Source organism: Citrobacter sp. Cm046 (assembly GCF_030333065.1).
Taxonomy (GTDB): Bacteria; Pseudomonadota; Gammaproteobacteria; order Enterobacterales; family Enterobacteriaceae; genus Citrobacter; species Citrobacter murliniae.
Genome location: NZ_JAOWGP010000032.1, coordinates 73,370 through 100,101, shown reverse-complemented (window position 1 = coordinate 100,101; position 26,732 = coordinate 73,370). Strand labels below are relative to the sequence as shown.

General features: G+C 50.7%; 29 protein-coding genes, 1 pseudogene and 1 other annotated feature. Of the genes and pseudogenes, 19 read left to right on the top strand and 11 right to left on the bottom strand.

Features of this window, described 5'->3' with window-relative positions; translation table 11 throughout:
- Positions 1-13 precede the first annotated feature (13 nt).
- The 16 genes from OGX98_RS04270 (at position 14) to OGX98_RS04195 (ending at position 12,762) form a co-directional block, all read left to right on the top strand.
- On the top strand, positions 14-1,846 hold the full coding sequence (locus tag OGX98_RS04270) for a diol dehydratase reactivase subunit alpha (protein WP_045444501.1): 1,833 nt from the start codon (positions 14-16) through the stop codon (positions 1,844-1,846).
- The gene (locus OGX98_RS04265) at positions 1,836-2,186 is read left to right on the top strand and encodes a glycerol dehydratase reactivase beta/small subunit family protein (protein ID WP_200013251.1); all 351 of its coding nucleotides are present in this window, start codon (positions 1,836-1,838) and stop codon (positions 2,184-2,186) included. The genes OGX98_RS04270 and OGX98_RS04265 overlap by 11 nt, the downstream gene beginning before the upstream one ends.
- Before the next feature lie 19 nt (positions 2,187-2,205).
- Complete coding sequence (gene pduJ, locus OGX98_RS04260; RefSeq protein ID WP_001057752.1) at positions 2,206-2,481, top strand: propanediol utilization microcompartment protein PduJ; 276 nt, start codon at positions 2,206-2,208, stop codon at positions 2,479-2,481.
- A gap of 22 nt (positions 2,482-2,503) precedes the next feature.
- Positions 2,504-2,968, top strand: a complete 465-nt coding sequence (locus OGX98_RS04255; protein WP_045444509.1) for a BMC domain-containing protein — start codon at positions 2,504-2,506, stop codon at positions 2,966-2,968.
- Positions 2,968-3,600, top strand: coding sequence for a phosphate propanoyltransferase (locus OGX98_RS04250; protein WP_045444512.1), 633 nt, complete (start codon positions 2,968-2,970; stop codon positions 3,598-3,600). The genes OGX98_RS04255 and OGX98_RS04250 overlap by 1 nt, the downstream gene beginning before the upstream one ends.
- Entirely contained in the window at positions 3,597-4,088 is a 492-nt protein-coding gene (pduM, locus tag OGX98_RS04245; protein ID WP_284096987.1) for a microcompartment protein PduM, read from the top strand. The genes OGX98_RS04250 and pduM overlap by 4 nt, the downstream gene beginning before the upstream one ends.
- Before the next feature lie 3 nt (positions 4,089-4,091).
- Positions 4,092-4,367 carry a EutN/CcmL family microcompartment protein gene (locus tag OGX98_RS04240; RefSeq protein WP_045444518.1) on the top strand — a complete coding sequence of 92 codons (276 nt, stop codon included), beginning with the start codon at positions 4,092-4,094 and terminating at the stop codon, positions 4,365-4,367.
- Between the two features lie 8 nt (positions 4,368-4,375).
- Positions 4,376-5,383, top strand: coding sequence for a two-domain cob(I)yrinic acid a,c-diamide adenosyltransferase PduO (pduO, locus tag OGX98_RS04235; RefSeq protein WP_045444522.1), 1,008 nt, complete (start codon positions 4,376-4,378; stop codon positions 5,381-5,383).
- Positions 5,380-6,765: a CoA-acylating propionaldehyde dehydrogenase PduP gene (gene pduP / locus OGX98_RS04230; protein ID WP_200013253.1), complete on the top strand. Its 1,386-nt coding sequence runs from the start codon at positions 5,380-5,382 to the stop codon at positions 6,763-6,765. The genes pduO and pduP overlap by 4 nt, the downstream gene beginning before the upstream one ends.
- Positions 6,766-6,775: 10 nt before the next feature.
- Positions 6,776-7,888: a 1-propanol dehydrogenase PduQ gene (locus OGX98_RS04225; RefSeq protein WP_045444536.1), complete on the top strand. Its 1,113-nt coding sequence runs from the start codon at positions 6,776-6,778 to the stop codon at positions 7,886-7,888.
- Positions 7,885-9,240 carry a cobalamin reductase PduS gene (gene pduS, locus OGX98_RS04220; RefSeq protein WP_286594875.1) on the top strand — a complete coding sequence of 452 codons (1,356 nt, stop codon included), beginning with the start codon at positions 7,885-7,887 and terminating at the stop codon, positions 9,238-9,240. Before OGX98_RS04225 ends, pduS begins: the two co-directional genes overlap by 4 nt.
- Before the next feature lie 2 nt (positions 9,241-9,242).
- Positions 9,243-9,797 carry a propanediol utilization microcompartment protein PduT gene (pduT, locus tag OGX98_RS04215; RefSeq protein ID WP_003030201.1) on the top strand — a complete coding sequence of 185 codons (555 nt, stop codon included), beginning with the start codon at positions 9,243-9,245 and terminating at the stop codon, positions 9,795-9,797.
- A complete protein-coding gene (gene pduU, locus OGX98_RS04210) occupies positions 9,797-10,147 on the top strand; it encodes a propanediol utilization microcompartment protein PduU (protein WP_032939586.1) in 351 nt (116 codons plus the stop codon). The genes pduT and pduU overlap by 1 nt, the downstream gene beginning before the upstream one ends.
- 4 nt (positions 10,148-10,151) lie before the next feature.
- Entirely contained in the window at positions 10,152-10,604 is a 453-nt protein-coding gene (pduV, locus tag OGX98_RS04205) for a propanediol utilization protein PduV (RefSeq protein ID WP_045444543.1), read from the top strand.
- Positions 10,589-11,803: an acetate/propionate family kinase gene (locus tag OGX98_RS04200; RefSeq protein WP_045444545.1), complete on the top strand. Its 1,215-nt coding sequence runs from the start codon at positions 10,589-10,591 to the stop codon at positions 11,801-11,803. The genes pduV and OGX98_RS04200 overlap by 16 nt, the downstream gene beginning before the upstream one ends.
- Positions 11,804-11,895: 92 nt before the next feature.
- Positions 11,896-12,762, top strand: coding sequence for a GHMP family kinase ATP-binding protein (locus tag OGX98_RS04195; protein ID WP_200013255.1), 867 nt, complete (start codon positions 11,896-11,898; stop codon positions 12,760-12,762).
- Between the two features lie 81 nt (positions 12,763-12,843).
- Here OGX98_RS04195 and OGX98_RS04190 read toward each other — a convergent pair whose 3' ends face one another.
- The 7 genes from OGX98_RS04190 to phsA form a co-directional block, all read right to left on the bottom strand.
- Complete coding sequence (locus OGX98_RS04190) at positions 12,844-13,179, bottom strand: DUF496 family protein (RefSeq protein WP_003834176.1); 336 nt, start codon at positions 13,177-13,179, stop codon at positions 12,844-12,846.
- Positions 13,180-13,417: 238 nt separating this feature from the next.
- Positions 13,418-14,476, bottom strand: a complete 1,059-nt coding sequence (locus OGX98_RS04185) for an FUSC family protein (RefSeq protein ID WP_045444553.1) — start codon at positions 14,474-14,476, stop codon at positions 13,418-13,420.
- Positions 14,477-14,584: 108 nt separating this feature from the next.
- Positions 14,585-15,052 carry a DNA gyrase inhibitor SbmC gene (gene sbmC / locus OGX98_RS04180; protein WP_048221134.1) on the bottom strand — a complete coding sequence of 156 codons (468 nt, stop codon included), beginning with the start codon at positions 15,050-15,052 and terminating at the stop codon, positions 14,585-14,587.
- A gap of 124 nt (positions 15,053-15,176) precedes the next feature.
- Positions 15,177-16,349: a serine-type D-Ala-D-Ala carboxypeptidase DacD gene (dacD, locus tag OGX98_RS04175; protein ID WP_045444560.1), complete on the bottom strand. Its 1,173-nt coding sequence runs from the start codon at positions 16,347-16,349 to the stop codon at positions 15,177-15,179.
- Between the two features lie 154 nt (positions 16,350-16,503).
- On the bottom strand, positions 16,504-17,271 hold the full coding sequence (phsC, locus tag OGX98_RS04170) for a thiosulfate reductase cytochrome B subunit (protein ID WP_045444563.1): 768 nt from the start codon (positions 17,269-17,271) through the stop codon (positions 16,504-16,506).
- Entirely contained in the window at positions 17,268-17,846 is a 579-nt protein-coding gene (gene phsB / locus OGX98_RS04165) for a thiosulfate reductase electron transport protein PhsB (protein ID WP_045444566.1), read from the bottom strand. Before phsB ends, phsC begins: the two co-directional genes overlap by 4 nt.
- A gap of 14 nt (positions 17,847-17,860) precedes the next feature.
- Positions 17,861-20,134, bottom strand: a complete 2,274-nt coding sequence (phsA, locus tag OGX98_RS04160; protein ID WP_045444569.1) for a thiosulfate reductase PhsA — start codon at positions 20,132-20,134, stop codon at positions 17,861-17,863.
- A gap of 398 nt (positions 20,135-20,532) precedes the next feature.
- Between phsA and sbcB the strand changes: the two genes are divergently transcribed.
- On the top strand, positions 20,533-21,957 hold the full coding sequence (gene sbcB / locus OGX98_RS04155) for an exodeoxyribonuclease I (protein ID WP_200013259.1): 1,425 nt from the start codon (positions 20,533-20,535) through the stop codon (positions 21,955-21,957).
- Between the two features lie 79 nt (positions 21,958-22,036).
- Here the strand turns inward: sbcB and plaP are convergent, their stop codons facing one another.
- The 4 genes and pseudogenes from plaP to OGX98_RS04135 all read right to left on the bottom strand — a co-directional run bounded on the left by plaP (position 22,037) and on the right by OGX98_RS04135 (position 25,465).
- Entirely contained in the window at positions 22,037-23,395 is a 1,359-nt protein-coding gene (gene plaP / locus OGX98_RS04150) for a putrescine/proton symporter PlaP (protein ID WP_045444576.1), read from the bottom strand.
- Positions 23,385-23,447: a membrane protein YoeI gene (yoeI, locus tag OGX98_RS04145; protein WP_101706264.1), complete on the bottom strand. Its 63-nt coding sequence runs from the start codon at positions 23,445-23,447 to the stop codon at positions 23,385-23,387. The genes plaP and yoeI overlap by 11 nt, the downstream gene beginning before the upstream one ends.
- Positions 23,448-23,608: 161 nt before the next feature.
- Positions 23,609-24,599: pseudogene (locus OGX98_RS04140) on the bottom strand (LysR substrate-binding domain-containing protein).
- Positions 24,600-24,640: 41 nt separating this feature from the next.
- Positions 24,641-25,465: an SDR family oxidoreductase gene (locus OGX98_RS04135; RefSeq protein WP_045444581.1), complete on the bottom strand. Its 825-nt coding sequence runs from the start codon at positions 25,463-25,465 to the stop codon at positions 24,641-24,643.
- A 174-nt stretch (positions 25,466-25,639) separates the two neighbouring features.
- Between OGX98_RS04135 and hisL the strand changes: the two genes are divergently transcribed.
- Positions 25,640-25,687, top strand: coding sequence for a his operon leader peptide (hisL, locus tag OGX98_RS04130; RefSeq protein WP_100250077.1), 48 nt, complete (start codon positions 25,640-25,642; stop codon positions 25,685-25,687).
- Positions 25,663-25,785, top strand: a sequence feature (His leader region). (Overlaps the previous gene by 25 nt.)
- Positions 25,786-25,832: 47 nt before the next feature.
- Complete coding sequence (gene hisG, locus OGX98_RS04125; RefSeq protein WP_045444584.1) at positions 25,833-26,732, top strand: ATP phosphoribosyltransferase; 900 nt, start codon at positions 25,833-25,835, stop codon at positions 26,730-26,732.

Sequence of the window (26,732 nt, the reverse complement as noted above, 5' to 3'; positions counted from 1 at the left end):
TCAGGAAAATACGATGCGATATATAGCTGGCATTGATATAGGCAACTCATCAACAGAAGTCGCTCTCGCCACTCTGGATGAGGCTGGCACGCTGAGCATTACCGGCAGCGCACTGGCAGAAACTACCGGAATTAAGGGCACATTGCGTAATGTGTTTGGTATTCAGGAGGCGCTTACGCTTGCGGCAAAAAATGCAGGCATCAATGTCAGCGATATTTCGCTCATCCGTATTAACGAAGCCACTCCAGTCATAGGTGATGTGGCGATGGAAACGATCACCGAAACCATCATCACCGAATCGACCATGATCGGCCACAACCCCAAAACGCCTGGCGGCGTGGGGTTAGGTGTTGGCGTCACGATTACACCGGAAGAGCTGTTAACCCGTTCGGCTGATATTCCTTACATCCTGGTGGTGTCATCAGCATTCGATTTCGCCGATGTCGCCACCATGATTAATGCCTCTGTTGGCGCAGGATATCAATTATCGGGCGTTATTTTGCAGCAGGACGATGGCGTTCTGGTCAGTAATCGCCTGAACAAACCGTTACCTATTGTTGATGAAGTGCTCTATATCGACCGTATCCCATTAGGGATGCTGGCCGCCATTGAGGTCGCCGTTCCAGGCAAGGTTATTGAGACACTTTCCAACCCATACGGCATTGCGACAGTTTTTAACCTCGACGCGAACGAGACCAAAAATATTGTCCCCATGGCACGCGCGCTGATTGGCAACCGCTCTGCTGTTGTGGTGAAAACACCTTCAGGTGATGTGAAAGCACGTGCAATTCCGGCCGGGAATATTGAACTCCAGTCACAGGGACGTACCGTTCGCGTCGACGTCGCCGCTGGTGCCGAAGCGATTATGAAAGCAGTTGGTGAATGTCCAAAGCTTGATAACGTTACCGGTGAAGCTGGAACCAATATTGGCGGCATGCTGGAGCACGTACGCCAGACCATGGCTGAATTAACCAACAAACCTAGCCATGAAATCTTCATTCAGGATTTGTTGGCTGTTGATACCTCAGTTCCCGTCAGCGTGACGGGCGGACTGGCCGGAGAGTTTTCGCTGGAGCAGGCAGTTGGAATTGCCTCAATGGTGAAATCAGATCGCCTGCAAATGGCGATGATTGCCCAGGAGATCACACAAAAGCTCAATATTGACGTCCAGGTTGGCGGTGCTGAAGCCGAAGCAGCTATTTTAGGTGCTCTCACTACGCCAGGCACCACCCGTCCGTTGGCCATTCTGGATCTCGGCGCGGGTTCTACAGACGCCTCCATTATTAATCCCAAAGGCGAAATTATTGCCACACATCTGGCGGGGGCAGGCGATATGGTCACGATGATTATTGCCCGCGAACTGGGGTTGGATGATCGATATCTCGCAGAAGAGATCAAAAAATACCCGCTGGCAAAAGTTGAGAGCTTATTCCACCTTCGCCACGAAGATGGCAGTGTTCAGTTTTTCCCTACCCCCTTGCCACCAACAGTATTTGCACGCGTTTGTGTGGTGAAACCTGATGAACTGGTGCCATTACCAGGGGATCTGGCACTGGAAAAAGTCAGAGCCATTCGCCGCAGCGCGAAGGAGCGAGTCTTTGTCACTAATGCGCTGAGAGCGTTACGTCAGGTCAGCCCAACCGGCAACATTCGCGACATCCCCTTTGTGGTTCTGGTCGGAGGATCCTCTCTGGATTTTGAAGTACCACAACTGGTTACGGATGCGTTGGCGCACTATCGACTGGTAGCGGGTCGAGGCAACATCCGGGGTACTGAAGGTCCCCGCAATGCGGTCGCGACAGGGTTGATCCTCTCCTGGTACAAGGCGTTCGCTCATGGAAAGTAATCTCACCACACCAGCTATCGTGATCTGCACCGTAGGGGACTGCACCTCACGCTGGAATGACGTATTGCTGGGTATTGAAGAGGAAGGGATCCCCTTTGTTATACGGGAAACCCATTCTACCGACATTATCCACAACGCATGGCTAGCTGCGTGCCAATCGCCGTTGCTCGTCGGCATTGGGTGCGATCAGGAAAAACTGGTTGTGCACTACAAAAACCTACCTACATCAGCACCACTTTTTACGCTGATGTATCAACAAAATAGCCACGATCGTCGGAGCATTGGTAACAACGCTGCGCGGCTGGTTAAAGGCATCCCTTTCAGGGAATGCCACTCATAACCCACAGGAGAAAAGCAGTATGAATAACGCACTGGGACTGGTTGAAACAAAAGGGCTTGTCGGCGCTATTGAAGCCGCTGATGCCATGGTGAAATCCGCAAACGTGCAGTTGGTTGGCTATGAAAAAATCGGCTCTGGCCTGATTACGGTCATGGTTCGTGGCGATGTTGGCGCGGTTAAAGCTGCAGTTGATGCAGGGAGTGCTGCAGCCAGTGCTGTTGGCGAGGTGAAATCCTGCCACGTTATCCCGCGTCCACACAGCGACGTTGAAGCTATTTTACCTAAGTCCGCGTAAGCCGTAGCAAAAGGAGCACAGCGTGAAGCAATCACTGGGATTACTTGAAGTTAGTGGTCTGGCGTTAGCCATCAGTTGCGCGGACGTCATGGCGAAAGCCGCATCCATCACGCTGGTGGGTCTCGAAAAAACCAACGGCTCAGGCTGGATGATGCTCAAAATCATCGGTGATGTGGCCTCCGTTCAGGCGGCCATTTCCACCGGTGCCAGCTTTGCAGAACTTCGGGATGGCCTGGTCGCTCACAGAGTCATTTCCAGACCTGGGGAAGGCATCCTTTCCCACAGTGTCATGACAGAGCCTGAGCCAGCCCCCGAGCCAACACCAGCCGTGGCGGAAGAAGAAGTAACTGTGGAAAACGTAATCTCCGAAGCCCCCCAAAATGCAGAGTTAATTAGCTGCAATCTGTGTCTTGACCCTGCCTGTTCGCGTCAAAAGGGAGAGCCTCGCTCACTTTGCCTGCACTCCGGCAAACGAGGTGAAGAATAATGGATAAACAGCTACTGGAAACAACCGTCAGCAAAGTACTGGATGAAATGCGCGAACGCCCTATTCCGCTGGGGATCTCTAATCGCCATATCCATCTTTGTGCTGCAGATTATGACCGCCTGTTCCCAAATCAGCCTATTAGCGAGAAAAAAGGGTTGTTACAGCCAGGGCAATACGCGGCAGACCAGACCGTAACGCTTGTGGGACCCAAAGGTCAGTTAAAAAATGTGCGTTTACTTGGACCACTGCGTAGCACCAGCCAGGTCGAAATTTCACGCACTGACGCGCGCACGCTGGGTATAGCTGCGCCGCTACGCATGTCAGGCAATATCCAGGGTACGCCAGGCATTCGTCTTGTCAGCCCTTTTGCCGAACTGGACTTAGCATTCGGGGTAATTGTCGCCCAGCGCCATATTCATATGTCACCACTTGATGCGCTGATCCTGCGTGTCTCACATGGCGATAAAGTCTCCGTGGCCATCAATGGCGACGAACGCAGACTTATTTTCGATAACGTCGCCGTTCGTGTTTCACCCGACATGCGTCTTGAGATGCATATCGATACTGATGAAGCCAATGCCGCGGGTGCTGATAATCCACAGGCATTTGCCACACTGGTGGCCTCACGATGAACAACGAACTGCTGCAACGCATCATTGAGGAGGTTGTTTCCCGATTAAAAAAACGCGCGGAAAGCACACTCTGCGTGAGCGTCGCGCAGTTACGGGAAGTTGATACCCGGACGGTATGTTGTCAGTACTCAACGCTGCACATCCTGCAGGTAGATCTGTCTTTGCTGGCACAAATTGCTGAACACGACGCGTCCTGCGAGTCAGTAGTAACGATCCACGAAGCACTGGCCTGCGGAGTCCGCGTGAAGATATCACTGCAACATCGACTGTTACCGGCGATCCCCGTGAGGAAACTCGCCCGACTGCCGGTGGAATTCAGCGATGAGCACGGACAAAACATCATTCTGCATCCCGAAACACTTTTAAGTTATGCCGACGTAGCCCGGTTGAAGGATGGATTTCTGGTAATACGCCGTCGATGTGTCGTTACCGCATTGGCTCAGGAAGCAGTCAATACGCGGAATGTCCAATTAATTAAGCAGGAGTGAACCATGCATCTGGCACGAGTTACAGGCGTCGTGGTTTCCACGCAAAAGTCGCCATCACTGGTCGGAAAAAAACTTTTGCTGGTACGTCGGGTATGCGCCGATGGGGAACTTCCCGCCTCCCCTGTGAGCGGGGATGAAGTCGCGGTTGATTCTGTAGGTGCAGGAACCGGCGAACTGGTATTACTCAGCAGTGGTTCCAGTGCCAGACACGTTTTTTCCGGCCCAAATGAAGCTATCGATCTGGCCATTGTCGGCATTGTCGACACGCTTTCTCGATAGGAGGAACTATGGCGATTTATACCCGAACTGGCGATGCCGGTACCACAGCACTCTTTACCGGGCAGCGCGTCAGTAAAACGCATCCACGCGTTGAAGCATACGGTACGTTGGATGAACTCAATGCTGCGCTGAGTCTGTGCGTCTGCGCAGTGAAAAGCCAACAACACCGACTCTTACTTGAACAAATTCAAGTGCAGCTCTTTTGGTTTAGTGCGGAGCTTGCCAGCGAAAGCGAACAGCCGACGCCAGAACAGCGTTACATCAGCTCGGAAGAAATTGCGGCCCTGGAAGCCGCTATCGATACCGCTATGGGGCGAATCCCCCCCCTGCATAGTTTTATTTTACCGGGCCGCTGCGAAGCTGCGAGCCGTCTGCACCTTGCTCGTACGCTTGCCCGCCGCGCAGAAAGACGGCTTGTCGAACTCTCAGCAGATGTCTCTATCAGACATGTGCTGATGCGGTATATCAATCGCCTGTCCGACTGCTTATATGCACTCGCTCGTGCCGAAGATCATGACGCCCATCAGGCAGACATCATTCGGAAAGTGACTGAACGCTATCTGGCTACAACGCAAACAATAACCACAAATGAGTCTGCGATGTCTTTATCTTTCCAGGAACTTCATCAACTGACTCGAGCCGCGGTAACACGGGCGGATGAACTCAAAGTCCCTGTCGTTATCAGCATAGTTGATCCTAACGGAACACAAACGGTGACCTGGCGCATGCCCGATGCATTGCTCGTGAGTAGCGAACTTGCACCGAAAAAAGCCTGGACCGCTGTTGCGATGAAAACCGCCACTCATGAACTGAGTTCTGCGGTACAACCGGGAGCCGCACTTTACGGTCTGGAAAGCCATATGCAGGGAAAAGTCGTCACTTTTGGTGGCGGCTACGCACTATGGCGTGAAGGTTTACTACTTGGGGGTCTTGGCATCAGCGGAGGAAGCGTTGAGCAGGATATGGACATTGCAGAAACTGCCATTGCGGCGATTAACGTGAGAACACATCAATGAATACGTCAGAACTTGAAATCCTTATCCGCAACATTCTGAGTGAGCAACTCGCACCGGCAAAAACAGAAATAAAAGGAAACGGTATTTTCCCATCCGTCGGTGAAGCGATAGATGCTGCTCATCAGGCCTTTTTGCGTTATCAGCAATGCCCACTGAAAACCCGTAGCGCCATCATTAATGCACTACGGGAAGAACTGACACCTCATCTTGGTTCGCTGGCGGCAGAGAGCGCGGCAGAAACGGGGATGGGCAACAAAGAGGATAAATTCCTCAAAAACAAGGCGGCGCTGGACAACACCCCAGGCATCGAAGATCTAACGACAACGGCCCTGACCGGTGACGGTGGCATGGTGTTATTTGAATATTCCCCGTTTGGCGTAATTGGCTCAGTCGCCCCCAGCACCAACCCAACGGAAACCATTATTAACAACAGCATCAGTATGCTGGCCGCAGGAAACAGCGTTTATTTCAGTCCGCACCCGGGCGCTAAAATGGTCTCACTTAAGCTGATTGCCATGATTGAGGATATTGCGTTTCGCTGTTGCGGGATTCGGAATCTTGTCGTCACGGTCACAGAACCTACTTTTGAAGCTACCCAGCAGATGATGGCCCATCCTAAAATCGCAGTGCTGGCGATCACCGGTGGCCCTGGCATTGTTGCTATGGGCATGAAAAGTGGGAAAAAAGTTATTGGTGCAGGTGCGGGTAATCCTCCATGTATCGTTGATGAAACCGCCGATCTGGTGAAAGCAGCGGAAGATATCATCAACGGCGCATCCTTTGATTACAACCTGCCCTGCATTGCAGAGAAAAGCCTGATTGTTGTTGATGCTGTTGCCGAACGGCTGGTTCAGCAAATGCAGTCTTTTGGTGCGTTGCTTCTGAACTGCGAAGAGATCGACAAATTACGCGCCGCCTGTCTGCCTGAAGGGATAGCCAATAAGAAACTCGTAGGGAAAAGTCCCGCAACATTACTGGAAGCTGCGGGTATACCGGTTCCGGCAAAAGCACCCCGCCTGTTGATTGGTATCGTCAGCGCTGACGATCCGTGGGTCACCAGCGAGCAATTGATGCCAATGCTGCCAATCGTGACGGTAAATGATTTTGACAGTGCGTTAACGTTAGCCCTGAAAGTTGAAGAGGGACTGCATCACACTGCCATTATGCACTCACAGAATGTTTCACGTTTGAATCTTGCCGCCCGCACGCTTCAGACATCTATTTTTGTGAAAAATGGCCCCTCTTACGCCGGAATTGGCGTGGGTGGTGAAGGCTTCACGACCTTCACTATCGCCACACCGACCGGTGAAGGAACAACGTCTGCGCGAACTTTCGCACGCTCTCGTCGTTGTGTGCTGACAAACGGTTTTTCAATCCGCTAACGAGGCCGTAATGAATAGCTTTTCACTACAAACCCGATTGTACAGCGGCCAGGGAAGTCTGGAAGTGCTCAAGCGCTTCACAAATAAGCATATCTGGATTATCTGCGACGGTTTTCTGGCGCGCTCACCTTTGATTGACAAGCTGAGGAGTGCCCTGCCAGCGGATAATCGCATCAGCGTTTTCAGCGACATCACTCCCGATCCAACCATCGGTACGGTAGTTCAGGGGATTGCGCAAATGCACTCCCTGCAACCGGATGTTGTTATCGGCTTTGGTGGAGGCTCAGCGCTTGATGCTGCAAAAGCTATCGTCTGGTTCAGCCGACAGTTTGGCATCGAAATAGAAACCTGTGTGGCTATTCCAACCACCAGCGGCACAGGTTCTGAAGTGACCAGCGCTTGTGTGATTAGCGATCCGGATAAAGGTATTAAATATCCATTATTTAATAATGCTCTGTATCCAGATATGGCGGTACTTGATCCGACCCTGGTCGTCAGCGTGCCGCCAGCCATCACTGCAAATACCGGGATGGACGTACTGACGCACGCGCTGGAAGCTTATGTTTCAACGAAGGCCAGCGACTTCACCGATGCTCTCGCAGAAAAGGCGGCACAAATCGTCTTCCAGTATCTGCCCGTCGCGGTCAGTAAAGGCGATTGTCTGGCAACACGAGGAAAAATGCACAACGCCTCGACGCTTGCCGGAATGGCTTTTAGCCAGGCAGGACTCGGGATTAATCATGCGATAGCCCATCAGTTAGGCGGTCAGTTTCATCTGCCTCACGGCCTTGCCAATGCGCTAATACTGACTCCGGTCATTCAGTTTAACGCTCGTGATCCACGGGCAGCAAAGCGATACGCCCGATTTGCGAAAGCCTGTCACCTGTGCCCGGATAATGCTAACGATACAGCGGCACTCAATGCGCTAATTCATCATATTGAGCTGCTCAAAAAACAGTGTGCGTTACCCTCTTTTATTGACGCGCTTAAAGACGGAAAGCAAACCTGGTCACAGCGAATACCGTTGATGGTTCAGGCCGCGCTGGCTGATGTCACGCTGCAAACTAATCCTCGCGTAGCCAACGCCAGTGCCATCCAGGAACTGCTTGAGGAATTATTATGAATACAGCCATGACGGCAGAACCCACTCTTTATGATGTGCAAACGATACGCGATCGCGTTCGTGCTGCGGGTGTGGTGGGAGCAGGAGGCGCAGGGTTTCCTGCGCACGTCAAACTCCAGGCTCAGGTTGATACGTTTCTGGTGAATGCAGCAGAGTGCGAGCCAATGCTGAAAGTTGATCAGCAATTAATGGCTCTGCAGGCGGCCCGACTGGTCCGTGGCGTGCAGTATGCAATGAAAGCCACAGGGGCCAGTGCAGGCATAATTGCTCTTAAAGAAAAGTATCAGAAAGCTATCAAAGCCTTAACACCTCTCCTGCCTGCTGATATCCGGTTACACATGTTGCCTGATGTTTATCCGGCTGGTGACGAAGTCCTGACGATATGGATGGCAACCGGACGACGAGTCCCCCCTGCCGCATTGCCGGTCAGCGTCGGTGTAGTCGTCAATAACGTCCAGACCGTACTTAACATCGCCAGAGCCGTCGAGCAACAGTATCCCGTTACGCGTCGTACGCTGACCGTCAACGGTGCTGTAGCCAGGCCCGTAACCATGACGGTCCCTATCGGAATGTCTTTACGTGAAGTACTGGCCCTGGCTGGCGGATCCACCGTCGATGACCCTGGATTCATCAACGGTGGCCCCATGATGGGTAGCCTGATTACCTCCCTGGATACGCCGGTGAGCAAAACGACAGGCGGCCTGTTGGTTCTGCCAAAATCCCATGCGCTTATTCAACGGCGAATGCAGGATGAACGTACCGTACTTTCGGTGGCAAAAACCGTTTGTGAACAGTGCCGTTTGTGTACGGATCTGTGCCCAAGACATTTGATCGGCCATGAACTATCGCCTCATCTACTGGTCCGCGCGGTTAACTATCAGCAGGCCGCTACACCGCAATTGCTGCTCACTGCCCTGACCTGCTCAGAATGCAACGTCTGTGAAAGCGTTGCATGTCCGGTAGGCATCTCACCGATGCGTATTAATCGCATGCTTAAACGTGAGCTGCGTGCGCTAAACCATCGTTATGAAGGGCCACTCAACCCTGCTGATGAAATGGCGAAGTATCGCCTCATCCCGGTTACACGACTCATTACCAAACTGGGTCTAAGTGACTGGTACCACGACGCACCGATAGCACCGACAGATTATTCAACAGATACAACGACGTTGCTGCTACGCCAACATATTGGTGCCAGCGCCATCCCTTGTGTGCAAAAAGGGGAACGAGTTGTTCGTGGCCAGTGTGTTGCCGATGTGCCAGCAGACGCATTAGGCGCCCCTGTTCACGCCAGTATTGACGGTATTGTCAGCGAGATAACTGATCAATCCATCACGGTAATTAGAGGTTAACCATGTCTCAGGCTATAGGTATTTTAGAACTCACCAGCATTGCCAAAGGGATGGAAGCCGGCGATGCCATGCTCAAAAGCGCGAATGTGAATTTACTGGTCAGCAAAACCATCTGTCCGGGCAAATTTTTACTCATGCTCGGCGGCGATGTTGGCGCTGTGCAACAGGCTATCGCCACTGGCACATCGCTTGCAGGTGATATGCTCGTTGACAGTCTGGTATTGCCAAATATTCATGCCAGCGTTCTGCCAGCAATCAGCGGTCTTAACAGCGTTGATAAACGTCAGGCGGTTGGGATTGTAGAAACCTGGAGCGTAGCCGCGTGTATCTGTGCCGCCGATCGCGCAGTTAAAGCCTCAAATGTCACGCTGGTACGGGTACATATGGCATTTGGCATTGGAGGCAAATGCTACATGGTGGTCGCGGGTGATGTTTCCGATGTGAATAACGCCGTGACGGTAGCCAGCGAAAGCGCAGGTGAAAAAGGACTGCTGGTCTATCGCTCTGTCATCCCGCGTCCGCATGAAAGCATGTGGCGACAAATGGTGGAGGGATAATGGAGAGGCAACCGACGACGGATCGCATGATCCAGGAATACGTACCGGGAAAACAGGTCACTCTGGCACATCTCATCGCCAATCCGGGTAAAGATTTATTCAAGAAGCTGGGATTACAGGACTCGGTTTCAGCTATTGGGATTTTAACCATTACACCAAGTGAAGCCTCAATTATTGCCTGTGACATCGCCACCAAATCCGGTGCAGTTGAGATAGGTTTTCTTGACCGTTTTACCGGCGCAGTCGTCCTGACAGGTGATGTTTCAGCGGTTGAATATGCGCTAAAACAGGTTACCCGCACGCTGGGCGAAATGATGCGTTTTACCGCGTGTCCCATTACACGGACTTAACACCATGAAACGCATAATGCTAATTGGACCCAGCCAGTGCGGTAAGACATCACTTACTCAATGTATGCGTGGTGAAGCACTTCATTACCAGAAAACTCAGGCCATTGTCTGGTCTCCTGCAGCAATAGACACACCGGGTGAATATATTGAGAACCGGTGCCTGTATAGCGCACTGCTGGCCAGTTCCTGTGAAGCCGACATTATCGCTCTGGTACTTAATGCTGATGCACCCTGGTCACCTTTTTCGCCTGGTTTTACTGGCCCGATGAACAGACCTGTTATCGGTCTGGTGACCAAAGCTGATTTAGCTAATCCGCAGCGTATTTCCCTCGTCGAAAACTGGTTGGTGCAGGCTGGAGCGCAAAAAGTCTTTATCACCAGCGCAGTGAACAATACCGGAGTGGATGAGATGTTCATTTTTCTGAATGCAAAGGAACCTTCATGTCTCACAAGATAATGGCTATTAACGCCGGCAGCTCTTCGCTGAAGTTTCAGTTACTGGCCATGCCGCAGGGTGAAATGCTGTGTCAGGGGTTGATCGAGCGTATCGGCATGACTGACGCACAGGTCACCATCAAAACACCAGTAGAAAAATGGCAGGAGATTTTGCCCGTTGCCGACCATCGGGATGCGGTAACCCTGTTACTGGAAAAACTGCTCAGCCATAAAATTATCAACAGTCTGGATGACATTGACGGTACGGGACATCGCGTTGCGCACGGCGGGGAATCTTTTAAAGATTCTGCCCTGGTGACCGAGGAAACACTGGCAGAAATCGAGCGTCTTGCAGAACTGGCACCGTTACATAACCCGGTTAATGCGCTCGGCATTGCTGTATTTCGCCAATTGCTGCCAAAAACGCCTGCTGTTGCCGTTTTTGACACCGCTTTCCATCAGACACTCGATGAGCCTTCTTTTATTTATCCCCTGCCCTGGCGGTATTACTCTGAGCTGGGAATTCGTCGCTACGGTTTTCATGGCACCAGCCATAAATATGTCAGCGCCGCACTGGCTGAAAAACTGGGTGTTCCTCTCAGCGCCCTGCGCGTTGTGTGCTGTCATCTGGGTAACGGGAGCAGTATCTGCGCCATCAAGGGCGGGCTGTCGGTTAATACATCAATGGGCTTTACCCCACAATCGGGCGTGATGATGGGCACTCGTAGTGGTGATATCGATCCGTCTATTCTGCCGTGGATTGCGATGCGTGAAGGCAAAACACCTCAGCAGCTCAATCAGTTACTCAATAATGAGTCAGGTTTGCTGGGTATTTCTGGCATTTCACCTGATTACCGTGACGTTGAACATGCTGCTGATAATGGAAACCATCAGGCAGCACTTGCGCTAACGCTGTTTGCCGAACGTATTCGGGCCACGATTGGTAGCTACATTATGCAAATGGGCGGTCTGGATGCACTGGTATTTACTGGTGGTATTGGCGAGAACTCTGCACGTGCCAGGGCCGCCATTTGTCGCAATCTGAATTTCTTAGGTCTGGCCGTTGATGAAGAAAAAAATCAGCGTAACGCGACCTTCATTCAGACAGAAAACGCGATGGTCAAAGTGGCCGTGATTAACACTAATGAAGAGCTAATGATAGCGCAGGACGTGATGCGAATAGCGATAGCAGAAACTGTGACATTGGACATCCCGGCCTAGTATTGCCGCACTGCAAATTGCGGCAAATCATGGTAATAGCGCGATCGCCATGACACTATGCGCCGAGGATTGCTGATCACAAAGGTGAAGACGTGGCTGTTGCGCAATGTCCCGCATCATGCGGAGAACTTATCCAGGGCTGGATTTTGGGCAGTGAGAAATTGGTCTCCTGCCCGGTTGAATGGTATAGCACCGTTGAGATCAGTTCAGGTTCACCGTTGACAGATGAGCGTCCCCTCTCTCGGGCGATGGTTGACCGGTTGTTGCAGCACTGGCAATACCCGGCACATGTCAGCCAGGATATCCGGATAGACATCCATTCAACAATCCCCATCGCCAAAGGTATGGCCAGCAGCACGGCGGATATTGCCGCCACGGCAATTGCTACGGCGCATCATCTGGGCCATCCGTTAGATGAATCGACACTGGCACAGCTTTGCGTTTCACTTGAGCCTACTGACAGTACCGTTTTTCGCCAGTTAACCCTTTTCGATCATAACGACGCCTCCACACAAATTGCCTGTGAAGCGCAGCCGCAACTCGACCTGTTAGTTCTCGAAAGCCCGGAAACGTTACGTACAGCAGACTATCATCGTATTCCTCGTCAGTCAGGATTACAGGCTGGCGCCCCTGCACTTAAGCGAGCATGGGAAAAAGTTCAGGAAGCCTGTATTTATCAAAACCCATACAGGATGGGCGAAGCGGCAACACTAAGCGCAATCGCCAGTCAGTTGTTGTTGCCAAAACCCGATTTCGACTCACTATTGGCGCTGGTAGAAGAATGTGATTTATACGGAGTGAATGTCGCGCACAGCGGCAGCGTTGTCGGCCTGATGCTGGACAGAAAACGTCACGATGTTGATTATATCAAATGGATGCTGGGGCAGAAGAAGCTGACAAGGCACTGGCCGGAACAGCATTTGCTAAGGATGGTAACTGGCGGGGTCGAGTTACAATAAGGGCCGCACCGCAGCCCTTATCATTATATACCTGTCATACTTCAATTTTGCCTGAAACCTGAAGGTTCAGGGTATAAAACGTTACTCTGCTTTCGCTTCGCCGTTTTTCACTTCGCCCATGGCTTTCAGCTTTTTAGAGATATCGCGACGCTCTTTTGAGATCTCAGCGTTTTTGATGATGTAATCATCCACGCGATCTTCGTAGTCACTTTTCATGCTGGCAATAATGCCCTGGATCGCTTCGACGCTCATGCCCGGCTTGATGTAGTCACTCAGGTTGTCCAGCAGCAGAACGCGTTTCTGGTTGTCACGGATCTTTTTCTCAACGTCCTGGATTTCACGTTGCAGTTTGTTCTTACGACGGAACAGACGAACAAATTCCAGCACGTCCTGGAAAGAAGGCTTGGTAGTTTCCATTTTTACACCCCTGATAATGTGAGATTCGGATTCGTTTAAACAACGGCTAAAGTGGGTCAACATTACTTTCATGCCCGCCATACTTCAAGTTGCATATGCATTGACAATACATGGTTGAAACCTGAATTATCGAGGGTAAAGCCATTGCAGTTAACAATGGTTTTAGCCTTTTTCAGTATCATACCCTTAATCCTTGCTGAATCGAAGCAGCAGGATAATCAATCCCCTCATCTGCTCTTTATTTGCGCAAAGCGCGACAGATTAAATGTGAGAGCAACTCCAGTTGTCGTGCCATTTCCATGTTCAGCCAGACATAGCCGTGAATGGGAGTCTCAGCGACATTATCGCCTTTATGCTCATCAATGAGCTTACGCAGCTCCGCTACGGTATCGTTGAGTTTTTCCGTATTGGCAAGCACTGGCTGCGGATTACCTTCATACAGAGCATGAGTTATCGTCAGTAATGCCTGTTGAGTTCTGAGCTGTGTTTCACGCAGTGTATGCGCATTCAGCATCACAAAGTGGCTGGTACGCGTTGCCCAAAGCGCATTAATTTGCAACTCGAGCATGCAAACCAGATTACGGTTAACAGTTTGAATAGCCTCAAATATAGACTTTTGGATATGCGTTTCTTTGCTGGCAGGGACGATGAGCCCGCGCATTTTGACAACGTCACTCAACAACTGCTGTAAATGTTTCTCCAGACGGGGTTGTTCGAGCAGGTTAGGCGACAGAGCAGCCTGGTACACACGATTATACCCTGTAACACAATGCGCAAGTTGAATACGCCAGTGTATAAAAGCGCGTTGTGGCCAGATGCCGGTAAACAGCATCGCCAGTAGCGACCCCAGGATAACGTCACCACCACGCCAGAGTGCCGTATTCATATCGCCAGCAGGAGCTCCCACGACAACGGCAAGCGTAATGCCAATCAGCAGAGCCTGATAGGGCTTTTTGCCTAGAGCCAACCAGCCGCAGAGAAACATCGCCACCGCACACCATATCAACATTAACGGTAGTGAAAAGAGTTCCAGCCGCAGAGCCACCAGCCCCAGCACAGAGCCCAGAATCGTCCCACCAATGCGCTCAAAAGCCCTGGGAACCACATTACCCCAAAATGAAATAGGCCCCATGATCACGACCAGCGTGATTAGAGGCCATGTACCTTCAGGGATGTTCAGCAGCCGGACCAGCAGAAAAGTGAGAAGAAACGCCAGCGCAATGCGAATACCATGCACAACACGATAATGACGATACAAACGAATTTCAAAAGGACTCAGCGACTTATCTGCACGCACTCATGCACTCCGTCAGGGAATAGCAAAGAACGGAATTGTACCTGCTTTTTCAGTGAAAATATCACTGTAATGGTCAGGACTTTCATCCTGATTTACACAAAAAAACAGTTACTTCGACTGCACTGGCACATACATTTCAATGTCCCAGTAACCATCTTCCGTACCATTGTTCATATAAATTTCAAAACAAGGTCTGGCCGATATCTGATACGTTGAGTCCTGCAACAGGAGATTAAAAAACTGATACCACGGTGTCGCAAAATCATGATTCTCAACGCGTGCAACGGCAACTGCATATTCACCACCCGCCAGTTCAGTCAGAGTCACTCCTTCACTGTTTTGTGGGATCACGAAACTATCAGGGACGGAAACTACAGTATCACAGCGGAGTTTATCTGCCGGAACAACGTCCGGGTTGTCGTAATAGACGGCAATCCATTCCAGCGGTGCGATATTCTTACTATCGACCCACATCATTAACTGCTCAAATCCCTGCTTTACCGTTTGTTCCCACGGTCCCACCATGTGAAAGCCGGCAATCCTGCGTTTTTCTACCTGCCTGATCTCATACTTCATATAGCCTCCATAATTACACTGTATTTATATACAGTATAATTATTGCTTATTACGACAACAAGGAAACAGTGTTCATTATGTGAGCAGATTCGCACTCTTGCCAGTCAGAACCACAAGCAATTAATTACACTTTATGGTGAAAATAATCGCTCAGACGAGAAAACATGCCGCCTTCGCCAACTGACTCCAGCGTCATCAGCGGCCAGTGTGCCACGAGCTGATCTCGGTCATAGAGTTCAATCTCACCCACGCGTTGATGCGCAGCAATAGGGGCAACCAGTTCTTTCTTATCAAGCACATACTTTGCTTTAATGTTTTGAACTTCCGTTTTCGGCAGTGCCATCCAGAAATCCTGCTCAGTACCCAGGCTAATTTTTTCTTTATCGCCATACCAAATCCGCTCAACACCTACCTGCTTACCGCTACGCAAAATCTGCACTGTGTCGAAGTTTTGCTGTCCCCATAGCAACAGTTTGCGCGCCTGATCTTCGCGCCCTTTCGCACTCTCAGCGCCCATGACAACAGCAATCAAACGGCGCTGTCCATCAACAGCAGATGCGATTAGATTAAATCCGGCACCAGACGTGTGCCCCGTTTTCAACCCATCGACATTCATCGTCTTATCCCACAACAATCCGTTACGGTTCTGCTGCGTGATGCCATTCCATGTAAGGCTTTTCTCACTATACATATGGTAAAAATCAGGCTCTCCATGAATGATTGCCCGGGATAGCACGGCCAGATCGTAAGCAGAACTGTGCTGACCTGGCGCATCCAGTCCGTGTACCGTTTCGAAATGCGTGTCCTGAAGCTTTAGCTTTTTCACATAGCTGTTCATCATGTCGACAAACTGTGGCTGTCCACCGGCAATGTAATCAGCCAACGCGACACAGGCATCATTACCAGAATCGACAATTAAGCCGCGGCTTAAATCACGCACTGAAACACGATCGCCTTCTTTCAGGAACATTAATGATGAGCCCACGAATACCGGATTATCTTTTGCCCAGGCATCTCGTCCAACGGTAACAATATCGGTCGGGCTGATGCGGTGGCTGTCGATTGCGCGATCAACAACATAACCTGTCATCAGTTTGGTGAGGCTGGCGGGATTGCGCTGCTGGTGTTCATTACCTGCGGTAAGAATTTGGCCCGTGGTGTAATCCATAAGCACCCACGCCCCGGCATTTATGGCTGGAGGCTGGGGAGCAAAACTGGTGACATCCGCCGCAAAGGCGGACGAAAAACTCATCGCGAACAGAGAAGCGGCAACAAACAAACGGCATTTCAACAGCATGTCCTCAGGAATAGGAGAAATAGCCGTTCTTTTTACGGAAGTTTAGTCGAATAAACAGGGATAAATTGCAAGAAAATGTGACATAAAGCACATTTTCTTGCAAGGTGATATGGGTGTTAAATGTACGTATCGTGCGCGATGCGTACTAGATTAATTACCCTTTACGTGGCTGCGCTTCTGTGTGATGACTACGATGACGATGATAGCCATCAATCATGCTACGAAATATTTGTGTCGGCGTGTCGCCTAATGTGCACAGGTAAATATGTGCACAAATAAACAGAATGCCAACAATCGCTAACGCCATATGCAGCACTAACATTACCGGACCTGCTCCGATAACCTGCGGGTAAAGACACAGCAAACCGGTGATGATTAATAACGGAACCAGCGCATACATAATGGCCAGATATGCCAGTTGTTGCAGAGGGTTAAATTTATTATCCGCCGTAGCCGCAAAGGGATGCGCTTCGCCTTTCATGATCCCATACAGATAAAAGCGCGTTTGCAGCAAGCAGCGCGAAATCAGCCCGTTAAATTTCACACGGTAGTGACAGCCATTACCGCTGGTTGCGTTTATCAGCACAAAGCCAACCCAGAAGGCGAGCAATGCAAAGCCACACCAGGTATGCACCTGCACCATTAAGGCCACAGGGCCGACAGAAAAGTGACCAAATAAGCCGCTCAGCAGAAGCAGGATGAATAACAGTGCATTCCCCCAGTGCCAACGACGGACTGCTAACGAATAGAGGTAGTCACGATGCTCTTCTCCGCCTGCCGTTTTGGGTGCCAGCATCCGACGCAACAGTGCATGTGCGATCAGGCCAATAATCATCATCAGAATGATAACACCTGCATAAATGAGCCACAGCGGCCAGTAATCCGGCGCATAATTAAGCTCTGCTCCCCAGATAGCATTCATACTTTCCCCTCCTGATGGATCTCTTTACGTCGATAAAGACTCACCTCGCCACTTCGTTTTTCCTGCTGGCGATAAACCGCTTTTTGATTAATCCAGTGCTGAATTTCCGGGTCATCGCGGCGGCCAAATTTCAGCGCATCCGTCGGACAAACAGAAACACATGCTGGTGATTGTCCGGCATCCAGGCGGGTATCCGAGCAGAAGTTACATTTGTCAGCGATTCCTGTTTGCGGGTTAAGGTAGCGCACATGGAACGGACAAGCGGCGACACAATAGTCGCAGCCAATACAACGCGATTTGTCGACTTGTACAATGCCATTCTCATCACGGTAAGACGCGCCGGTCGGGCAGACGCTGACACAAGGCGCATCTTCACAATGCTGGCAGGAGACTCGCACAAACTGAAAATGAGACAGAACCTGAGGCTCATTTTCCGGTGAACGGATCTGCACCTGCAGCCGGCTGTAACCCTCGGGTACATCATTAAGTACTTTGCAGGCAACCGTACACGCCTGACAGCCAATACAGCGTTTCTCGTCATGCAGCATGACATAGGGGTTTGTTGAATGATTCATGATGTTCTCCTTTCTCATGCCCGACTCAGCGTAACGCCAGCAGTGTGAACCACCGTCCCGGAAACCGGACTGGTCACATGCGGAAGTAAATTACCGCAGTGAATACCATGCGTTGTCGCAGCCGTCCTGGCCCCGGCCTTGGCGCCAAATCCCATATAGACGAACAGCGTATCGGGTCGAATACCAGCTGTTACCAGCGCCTTACCTTTCTCTTTACCCGTCGCGTTTTCCAGCCAGATGTCGTCCCCGCTTTTGATCCCTTTTTCTTGTGCTGTTTTCGGGTGTATCCATACTGCGTTATCCCACATCAGCTCACTAAGCAGAGGAACATATTGCGTCGCACCGTTTGTGTGAACCGCCACTTTGCCCTGGATAAAATAGAGTTCGTTATCCCCCTTAAGCGCAAAATTACGGGCTCGCGGGCTACCGTAGCCGGGTAGTAATGTCTCCAGCTCTTCGGAATAAAGTTCGATTTTTCCTGACGGGGATTTGAATCGGAGTTGCTCGCCGTAAGTGCCGTCGCTGTCAACTGCTACCGCAGCGGGATACTGTGCCGTAAACTGGCGTACCATTTCAGGTTCGCGCAATAACAATGGGATGCCCCATTCGCGGTATCCCTTCTGGCGCAGTTCAGCAGATAAAGCATGGTCGCCATTCAGTTGATATAACTGCCGTGTTTGCATATCTTGCCACGGATAAAATTGTCCCAGCCCTAACTGTTCTCCCAGCTCTTTCCAGATCTGCCAGCTCGGACGCGCATCGCCAACAGGCTCAACAACCTGCTGACGCAGCGCATAGGCCGGATTTAGCCCGGACATATCAGAAACCTCTTCATCGCGCTCGAGGTAGGTACACTCCGGAAGCAGATAATCGGCATACGCCGCACTTTCGCTTAAATAAACATCACAGCTGACCACAAGATCCAGTTGTTCAACGGTTTTGACCAAATCGGGTCGGCAGGTTACGGTTTGAAAAGGATTATGTCGGGACATAATCCATCCCTTCACCGGATACGGTGTCTGATTTAACACGGCATCGATAATACTCTGCACAACCCCACCGCCCGCCGCGATGTACTTAAACTGCGGCGCGACCATATCAATACGTTGTGCTGCAGGTTTCGCCAACTTGGCATCAGGTTTCGCCAGCACCGGGGCGACTTTTTCACCAGCCAGTTTGTTGTAGGTGGCGGCATTTTTTTTCTGGTACATACCACCTTCACGTTCAATATTCCCCATCAACACATTGAGGGTGAAAATCATCCGCCGCATGTCGATCTCTTCCTGAGAAAACGTCGCACGGTGGCCCGGACTAACGATGGCGTGAGGCGCACAAGCTGCCATTTCCCGGGTAACGCGGGTAATGACATCCGCAGGCACATCGGCCAGTTTTTGCGCCCATTCAGGGGTAGTCTCTTGTACTGCCTCGACCAGTTGCGCAAATCCCGTGGTGTAGCGTTCAACAAACTGTGCGTCATAGAGCTTTTCTTTAATCATGACGTGGCACATGGCCATAAGCACCGGTAAATCACCACCAGGTTTGATCGCATGCCATTCATCCGCTTTACTGGAAAACACGGACAAACGAGGATCGAAGCTGACCATCTTCGCCCCCTTCTCCTGCGCGGTCATCAGTTCATGCGTGTCGGCAACCTCAATGCCTTCATACAAGTTATGACCAAAGGAAACCATATAGCGGGTATTGGCAATATCCATTGCTAAATCGCCCCCCATCATCACCTTAGCGGCAATAGATTTTCCTGCGGGACATGTTGAGGCGTGAGTGAAGGTATTAGGCGAACCAAAGGCCGTCGCCAGGTGAAATAAATGGCCGGAAAGCGAACCTGATTTAGAAGAGAACACAATGCCCTGGGGACCATACTGCTCTTTTATGGCACCCATTTTTTCAGCAATTTCTTTATAAGCCTGTTGCCAGCTAATGACCTGCCATTCACCGCTACCGCGGGGGCCGGTACGCTTCATCGGTTTAACGATACGATGTGGGTCGTTGACCAGGCTGACGCCACTTCCCCCTCGCGCGCAAACTCGCGTACCTTGTTGAGGCGCATTGGGATTACCCTGGATAAAAACGGTTTTATTATTAATGACCTGCGCTTGAATTGGGCAACGAAATGAACACATTTCGCACAGACTTGGCGTGAGCGCTGTTTTGCCTTTAATGCTCTCAGGCGAATTCCGCGCCAGTGCACCAGGTGGGAAACTTCCTATTGCACAAGCAGAGCAACCAATCCCCACTCCTCGCAAAAAATTACGCCGACTAATGCTCATATAACCTCCTGTTATTAGATATATCCAATGATTATATGGCGTTTAAATTATTAGTTTTTAACATCACTCACATTTCATTACACTAAACCACCATTAATCATTAGAAATAAAAGCCTTTGTTTATAAAAGACTTTTAAAATTTCCAAAACACAACAATTAACCGTAAAAATAACAATAATTGTTCGCAATCAGATTTTTCTAAACACCAGCCTTCAGGAAAATTTATTCCGGTAATTTCCTTTAAAACTAAAAAAATAATTTATCTCATTTAATCAGCTCTTGTTTATCTCAATTTTAATGCGGCCAGTACCCAGGAATGATAATCACTTTGCTGATTACCGCGCTCATTTTTGGTATTCTTAGAAAAGCGCTAAATTGATCCCGGACATAACTGAACAATGAATGACGGCAAGCAGCACCCGACTTTTCTCTTCCACGATTACGAAACCTTTGGCACCCATCCGGCGCTGGACAGACCCGCACAGTTCGCAGCTATCCGCACAGATAGCGAGTTCAACATTATTGGTGAACCTGAAGTCTTTTATTGCAAGCCTGCAGACGATTATCTGCCACAACCAGAGGCGGTACTGATCACCGGTATTACGCCGCAGGAAGCGCGTGAAAAGGGAGAGAATGAGGCTGCTTTTGCTGCACGTATTCACTCGCTGTTTACCGTGCCGAAAACCTGTATCCTGGGCTATAACAATGTCCGCTTCGATGATGAAGTGACACGCAATATTCTGTATCGCAATTTTTACGATCCTTATGCCTGGAGCTGGCAACACGATAATTCACGCTGGGATTTACTGGATGTGATGCGCGCATGTTATGCACTGCGTCCAGAAGGGATTAACTGGCCAGAAAACGACGACGGTTTGCCCAGCTTCCGGCTTGAACATTTGACCAAAGCCAACGGCATTGAACATGCCAATGCCCACGATGCGATGGCAGACGTCTACGCGACTATTGCAATGGCACAACTGGTTAAGTCACGTCAGCCGCGCCTGTTTGACTATCTTTATAGCCATCGTAATAAGCACAAACTGACCGCCCTGATTGACGTTCCACAAATGAAACCCCTGGTGCATGTCTCCGGCATGTTCGGCGCATGGCGAGGTAACACCAGTTGGGTCGCTCCGCTCGCCTGGCATCCGGACAATCGCAACGCGGTTATCATGGTCGATTTAGCCGGTGATATTTCTCCTCTGCTTGAGCTGGACAGCGACACTCTGCGCGAGCGCCTGTACACGGCTAAAGCCGACTTGGGCGATAACGTGGCGGTACCGGTAAAACTGGTGCACATCAACAAATGTCCGGTGCTGGCGCAAGCCAATACACTCCGCCCGGAAGATGCCGATCGCCTCGGGATTAACCGTCAGCATTGTCTGGATAATCTTAAAGTCCTGCGCGAAAACCCGCAGGTCCGCGATAAAGTAGTGGCCATTTTTGCCGAAGCCGAGCCTTTCGCCCCATCAGATAACGTGGATGCCCAACTGTATAACGGTTTTTTCAGTGATGCCGACCGCGCCGCGATGAAAATCGTTCTGGAGACCGACCCGCGTAATTTACCGGCGCTGGACATCACCTTCGTCGATAAACGCATTGAAAAACTGCTGTTTAATTACCGCGCCCGCAACTTCCCCGGCACGCTGGATGAAACCGAACAACAGCGCTGGCTGGAACATCGCCGCCAGGTGTTCACTCCAGAGTTTTTGCAAAATTACGCCAATGAACTGCAGACACTGAGTCAGCAGTACGCTGATAACAAAGAGAAACTGATGCTGCTGAAATCGCTCTGGCAATACGCTGAAGAGATTGTGTAAAACGCAGACATAAAAAAACCGGAGAAATTCTCCGGTTTTTAATTATGCGCCGGGCAAACCGGCGCAGAAAAGTCAGTTGTTATGCAACATCTTCGTACTGCGGTACCGGGTTGCGGAAACTTTTGGTCACGCAAGCCAGGTAAATCAGACCAATACCAGCCCAGATCAGACCCAGAACCATAGAGCTCTCTTCCAGGTTCACCCACAGCGCACCAACGGTCAGCGCACCGCACATCGGCAGGAACAGGTACTGGAAGTGGTCTTTCAGCGTCTTGTTGCGCTTCTCACGGATCCAGAACTGGGAGATCACCGACAGGTTAACGAAGGTAAACGCCACCAGCGCACCAAAGTTAATCAGCGCCGTTGCCATCACCAGGTCGAAGTTGATTGCCAGCAGGGCAATCGCCCCAACCAGAATGATGTTCATGGACGGAGTACGCCATTTCGGGTGCACATAACCGAAGAAACTTTTCGGGAAGACACCGTCACGCCCCATCACATACATCAGACGCGCTACGCCTGCATGCGCCGCCATACCGGATGCCAGTACGGTAATGGTGGAGAAAATCAGTGCGCCAACCTGGAAGAACTTACCAGCTACATACAGCATAATTTCTGGCTGCGAAGCATCCGGGTCCTTGAAGCGCGAGATATCCGGGAAGTACAGCTGCAACAGATAGGTGGAGACAATAAAGATCAGGCCACCAATCAGCGCGGTCAGGAAGATAGCACGTGGAATTACGCGCTCGGCATCTTTAGTTTCTTCCGACAAGTTGCTGATGCCGTCAAATCCTGTAAAGGAGAAGCACAGAATCGTCGCACCGGTGATCATCGGAATAACGTGCGCATCGCCTGACCAGAATGGACGGGAACTCACCAGCGTACCGGCACCTTCGCCTTCAAATACACCGTAAACCACCATGCCCAAAATGACCGCAATCAGCACAACCTGCAACACCACAATCACGGTATTGAAGTTAGCGACGGATTTGAGACTACGCAGGTTGAATGCCGTCATAAACGCCACCAGGGCGATAACAAATACCCACGACGGAATCGAAGGCACGAGGGCTTCAAAGTAAATTTTTGCCAGCAGAATGTTGATCATCGGCGCGAACAGGTAATCGAGCAGAGAAGACCAACCCACCATAAAACCTACAGTAGGACTAATAGATTTCTGGGCATAGGTGTACGCAGAGCCAGCAGAAGGGTAACGACGTACCAGCTTCCCGTAGCTCAGCGCTGTAAACAGAATGGCGACCAGCGCGAAGGCATATGCCGTCGGCACGTGACCGTCTGTGAGGCCCGAAACGATACCAAATGTATCGAACAGCGTCATCGGCTGCATATAGGCAAGGCCCATCATAACAACCGGAACCAACGTAAGCGTTTTACGTAATTCCACGCGAGAGGTGTTTGGAGTAACGTTATGCGACATGGTCATTCCCCTTTACGGTGAACACCGTCGCGTAAGCAAAAAATTGCCCCATTTTTATGGATTCCTCAGCGACAACAACTGTCGGTTTTTAGTAAGTATCTATCCGGTACGAAGCCCGGCCTCTTTTATGAATGATTGGTTTGATGCAAAAAAATAACCGACGCGTATTAAAACGTCGGTTAATGTCATTTTTTGCAAGCGGCGTATTTTGCACTAAAGTGGGGAGAAATAACAAGAGAATGAGGCTACTGTATAATAATATTTTTTCTTAACTGTTTGATTTATCGGCAACCGTTTTTACATAGACACCCGCAATAGCACTATTTGCTAAAATCTCATCCCGCCACCAGACGCTTGCTAATCCAGAGGTCTGTTCATTCCAGCCAATCCACACCGGCTCAAACATAATTTGCGCGACCACTTTCTTCTCAATAAGCGCGCCACTGTCCAAAAATCGCTGTGCCAGATAACGCGGCATATAGCCACACCCCAGGCCACTAATTTGCAATTCCAGCTTGGTCTTAAAATCGAAAACAGTAATAGCTTCCTGATCATCAAATAACTGAGTTCCGGACGAATTCGCAGAATGCGCATTATCATTATCTCCCACAACGATAGCGCGATACCGTTTGATGGTTCGGCGATTCAATGGTTCTTCTTCCTGCGCCAACGGATGATGGGGAGCGACCACAAAAACCTGCTCAAGATCGCCTAAACGCGCAAAACCGAATTCGCTTGCCGAGGGCGGTTCGTGCATCGCACCGACAATAATATCTGCCCGTCCCTGGGTAAGAGCATCCCAGGAGCCTCCCAGCACGCCGTTAATAAATTTAAGGCGAGTCACACTGTGATGTTGGTAAAAAGATTCGATGAGCGGGGCAAGAAGCGAAAAGGGAAACGTATCATCCACACCGATAACCAGTTGGTTTTCCCAACCCTCATGCAGTTTGATCGCCTGTTTTTCAAGTTCGCGGACGGTGTGCAGTACCTCCCTCCCCTTTTCCAGCAGCATCTGACCGGTACGGGTAAATTTCGCCCGATGTCCGCTGCGATCCAGCAACTGAATATTGAGGTCGCTCTCCAGCTTATGGACGGTATAGCTCAGCGCCGACGGCGTCTTAAACAATTTTGCCGACGCCGCCGCGAAGCTTCCCTCTTTCTCTAACGCATCAAGGATGATCAGAACGTCCAGCAGTGGTTTCATACTCGCCCCCTGGCGGTATACAGCGGCACTCTGCTGGTCTGTCACTCCATCGGCATCACCAGCGGATCAGGATACTGGTACTCGAACCCAAGCTCATTACAAATGCGGTTGCCATCAATGACTTTACCTTTACCGTTATCCACACTGTCCCGGAAAGTTGGCGGCTCCATACCCAACAAACGAGCCATCTGGGGATAGAACACATTACGCGCAGGATGCATAGGCGCACATATATTATAGATGTGTCCCCCTTTAGGTGCCTGTAACAACAAGGTGATTGCCGAAACAACATCATCCAGATGCACCAGATTAACCCCGTGTTGTCCGTCAGGAGCCGTTTTACCCGCAAAAAAACGGCCAGGGTGTCTTCCCGGTCCAACTAACCCGGCCAGACGCAGAATATCGACCGAGGTCCCCGGCAGGTTGTGCAGCCAGTCTTCCAGTTCTTTCAGAACGCGACCGCTTGCCGTAACCGGATTACGCGGCGAGCCCTCTTTTACCATCCCCTGTACATCGCCATAGACCGACGTAGAGCTGGTAAAAATAATCCGAGGAATACGATACGCCAGCGCACTGTCGACCAGTTCCTGCATCGCCTGCAGATAAAAATCCTCACCAGGACCGCTCCGGCGTGCGGGCAGCGTGATCACCAGCGCATCGGCGTCCATTAACGCATCAAGATCATCTGGCTCACAGACCAGTTCAGGCTCCAGGCGTAACGAGTAGCTCTCAATACCGCTCATTCGGGCCGCTTCTACACCATCCAAAGTGGTTTTGCTGCCGGTGACCTGCCAGCCTCTCGCCGCCAGTGACATGGCTAACGGCATGCCTAACCAACCTAACCCGACAATTGCGACCTTTTTCATGCCTTCTCTCCTGACTTTTGGCCTATAACTCAAGGCTACGCCAGCCCACGGTGGCTGACAATTCATAGTATCAATATGAAATGAATTAATGATCAAAAAAAGCCCTTGCTTTCCGTGGCTGAAGTGGTTTAGGTTAAAAGACATCAAATGAATAAGCATTCATCGAGAAATTTTATGACACGCGCTCAATTTAAACACCATCACCACCATCATCCTGACTAGTCTTTCAGGCGATGTGTGCTGGGAGACATTTAAATCTTCCAGTGGTGCATGAGCGTATGAGAGAGCCCCCGGAAGAATTCTTCCGGGGGCTTTTTTTTTGGCGCGCAACCCAGACCAATTCAGACAGGATAACGAGGAACAGAGAATGTTAGACAACACCCGTTTACGCATAGCTATGCAGAAATCAGGCCGTTTAAGCGATGATTCACGCGAATTACTGGCCCGCTGTGGCATTAAAATTAATCTTCACACCCAGCGCCTGATTGCGATGGCAGAGAATATGCCGATTGATATTCTCCGCGTGCGTGATGACGATATCCCGGGTCTGGTAATGGATGGCGTCGTGGATCTTGGCATCATTGGTGAAAACGTTCTGGAAGAGGAACTGCTCAACCGACGGGCACAGGGCGAAGATCCACGCTACTTTACACTGCGTCGACTGGACTTCGGCGGCTGCCGTCTCTCGCTGGCTACCCCCGTTGACGAAGCATGGGACGGCCCGTCAGCGCTGGACGGCAAACGTATCGCGACCTCTTATCCGCACCTGCTCAAACGCTACCTCGATCAAAAAGGCGTCTCGTTTAAATCCTGTCTGTTAAACGGTTCTGTTGAAGTCGCGCCGCGTGCCGGACTGGCCGATGCTATCTGTGATCTGGTTTCAACTGGCGCCACACTGGAAGCCAACGGCCTGCGTGAAGTGGAGGTCATTTACCGTTCCAAAGCCTGCCTGATTCAACGCGATGGCGAGATGGCTGAAGCCAAGCAACAGCTGATTGATAAATTACTGACCCGCATTCAGGGTGTTATCCAGGCCCGCGAATCCAAGTACATCATGATGCACGCTCCAAGCGAACGTCTGGAAGATGTCATCGCCCTGCTTCCGGGTGCTGAACGCCCAACCATTCTGCCGCTGGCGGGCGATCAGCAGCGAGTGGCAATGCACATGGTCAGCAGCGAAACCCTGTTCTGGGAAACCATGGAAAAACTGAAAGCGCTCGGTGCCAGCTCGATTCTGGTACTGCCGATTGAGAAGATGATGGAGTAA

Excerpts from the sequence above, each read along its gene's own strand:
- OGX98_RS04270 (WP_045444501.1), top strand. The coding sequence starts at position 14 with ATGCGATATATAGCTGGCATTGATATAGGCAACTCATCAACAGAAGTC.
- OGX98_RS04265 (WP_200013251.1), top strand. The coding sequence starts at position 1,836 with ATGGAAAGTAATCTCACCACACCAGCTATCGTGATCTGCACCGTAGGG.
- pduJ (WP_001057752.1), top strand. The coding sequence starts at position 2,206 with ATGAATAACGCACTGGGACTGGTTGAAACAAAAGGGCTTGTCGGCGCT.
- OGX98_RS04250 (WP_045444512.1), top strand. The coding sequence starts at position 2,968 with ATGGATAAACAGCTACTGGAAACAACCGTCAGCAAAGTACTGGATGAA.
- pduM (WP_284096987.1), top strand. The coding sequence starts at position 3,597 with ATGAACAACGAACTGCTGCAACGCATCATTGAGGAGGTTGTTTCCCGA.
- OGX98_RS04240 (WP_045444518.1), top strand. The coding sequence starts at position 4,092 with ATGCATCTGGCACGAGTTACAGGCGTCGTGGTTTCCACGCAAAAGTCG.
- pduO (WP_045444522.1), top strand. The coding sequence starts at position 4,376 with ATGGCGATTTATACCCGAACTGGCGATGCCGGTACCACAGCACTCTTT.
- pduP (WP_200013253.1), top strand. The coding sequence starts at position 5,380 with ATGAATACGTCAGAACTTGAAATCCTTATCCGCAACATTCTGAGTGAG.
- OGX98_RS04225 (WP_045444536.1), top strand. The coding sequence starts at position 6,776 with ATGAATAGCTTTTCACTACAAACCCGATTGTACAGCGGCCAGGGAAGT.
- pduS (WP_286594875.1), top strand. The coding sequence starts at position 7,885 with ATGAATACAGCCATGACGGCAGAACCCACTCTTTATGATGTGCAAACG.
- pduT (WP_003030201.1), top strand. The coding sequence starts at position 9,243 with ATGTCTCAGGCTATAGGTATTTTAGAACTCACCAGCATTGCCAAAGGG.
- pduU (WP_032939586.1), top strand. The coding sequence starts at position 9,797 with ATGGAGAGGCAACCGACGACGGATCGCATGATCCAGGAATACGTACCG.
- pduV (WP_045444543.1), top strand. The coding sequence starts at position 10,152 with ATGAAACGCATAATGCTAATTGGACCCAGCCAGTGCGGTAAGACATCA.
- OGX98_RS04200 (WP_045444545.1), top strand. The coding sequence starts at position 10,589 with ATGTCTCACAAGATAATGGCTATTAACGCCGGCAGCTCTTCGCTGAAG.
- OGX98_RS04190 (WP_003834176.1), bottom strand. The coding sequence starts at position 13,179 with ATGGAAACTACCAAGCCTTCTTTCCAGGACGTGCTGGAATTTGTTCGT.
- sbmC (WP_048221134.1), bottom strand. The coding sequence starts at position 15,052 with ATGAAGTATGAGATCAGGCAGGTAGAAAAACGCAGGATTGCCGGCTTT.
- dacD (WP_045444560.1), bottom strand. The coding sequence starts at position 16,349 with ATGCTGTTGAAATGCCGTTTGTTTGTTGCCGCTTCTCTGTTCGCGATG.
- phsC (WP_045444563.1), bottom strand. The coding sequence starts at position 17,271 with ATGAATGCTATCTGGGGAGCAGAGCTTAATTATGCGCCGGATTACTGG.
- phsB (WP_045444566.1), bottom strand. The coding sequence starts at position 17,846 with ATGAATCATTCAACAAACCCCTATGTCATGCTGCATGACGAGAAACGC.
- phsA (WP_045444569.1), bottom strand. The coding sequence starts at position 20,134 with ATGAGCATTAGTCGGCGTAATTTTTTGCGAGGAGTGGGGATTGGTTGC.
- sbcB (WP_200013259.1), top strand. The coding sequence starts at position 20,533 with ATGAATGACGGCAAGCAGCACCCGACTTTTCTCTTCCACGATTACGAA.
- plaP (WP_045444576.1), bottom strand. The coding sequence starts at position 23,395 with ATGTCGCATAACGTTACTCCAAACACCTCTCGCGTGGAATTACGTAAA.
- OGX98_RS04135 (WP_045444581.1), bottom strand. The coding sequence starts at position 25,465 with ATGAAAAAGGTCGCAATTGTCGGGTTAGGTTGGTTAGGCATGCCGTTA.
- hisG (WP_045444584.1), top strand. The coding sequence starts at position 25,833 with ATGTTAGACAACACCCGTTTACGCATAGCTATGCAGAAATCAGGCCGT.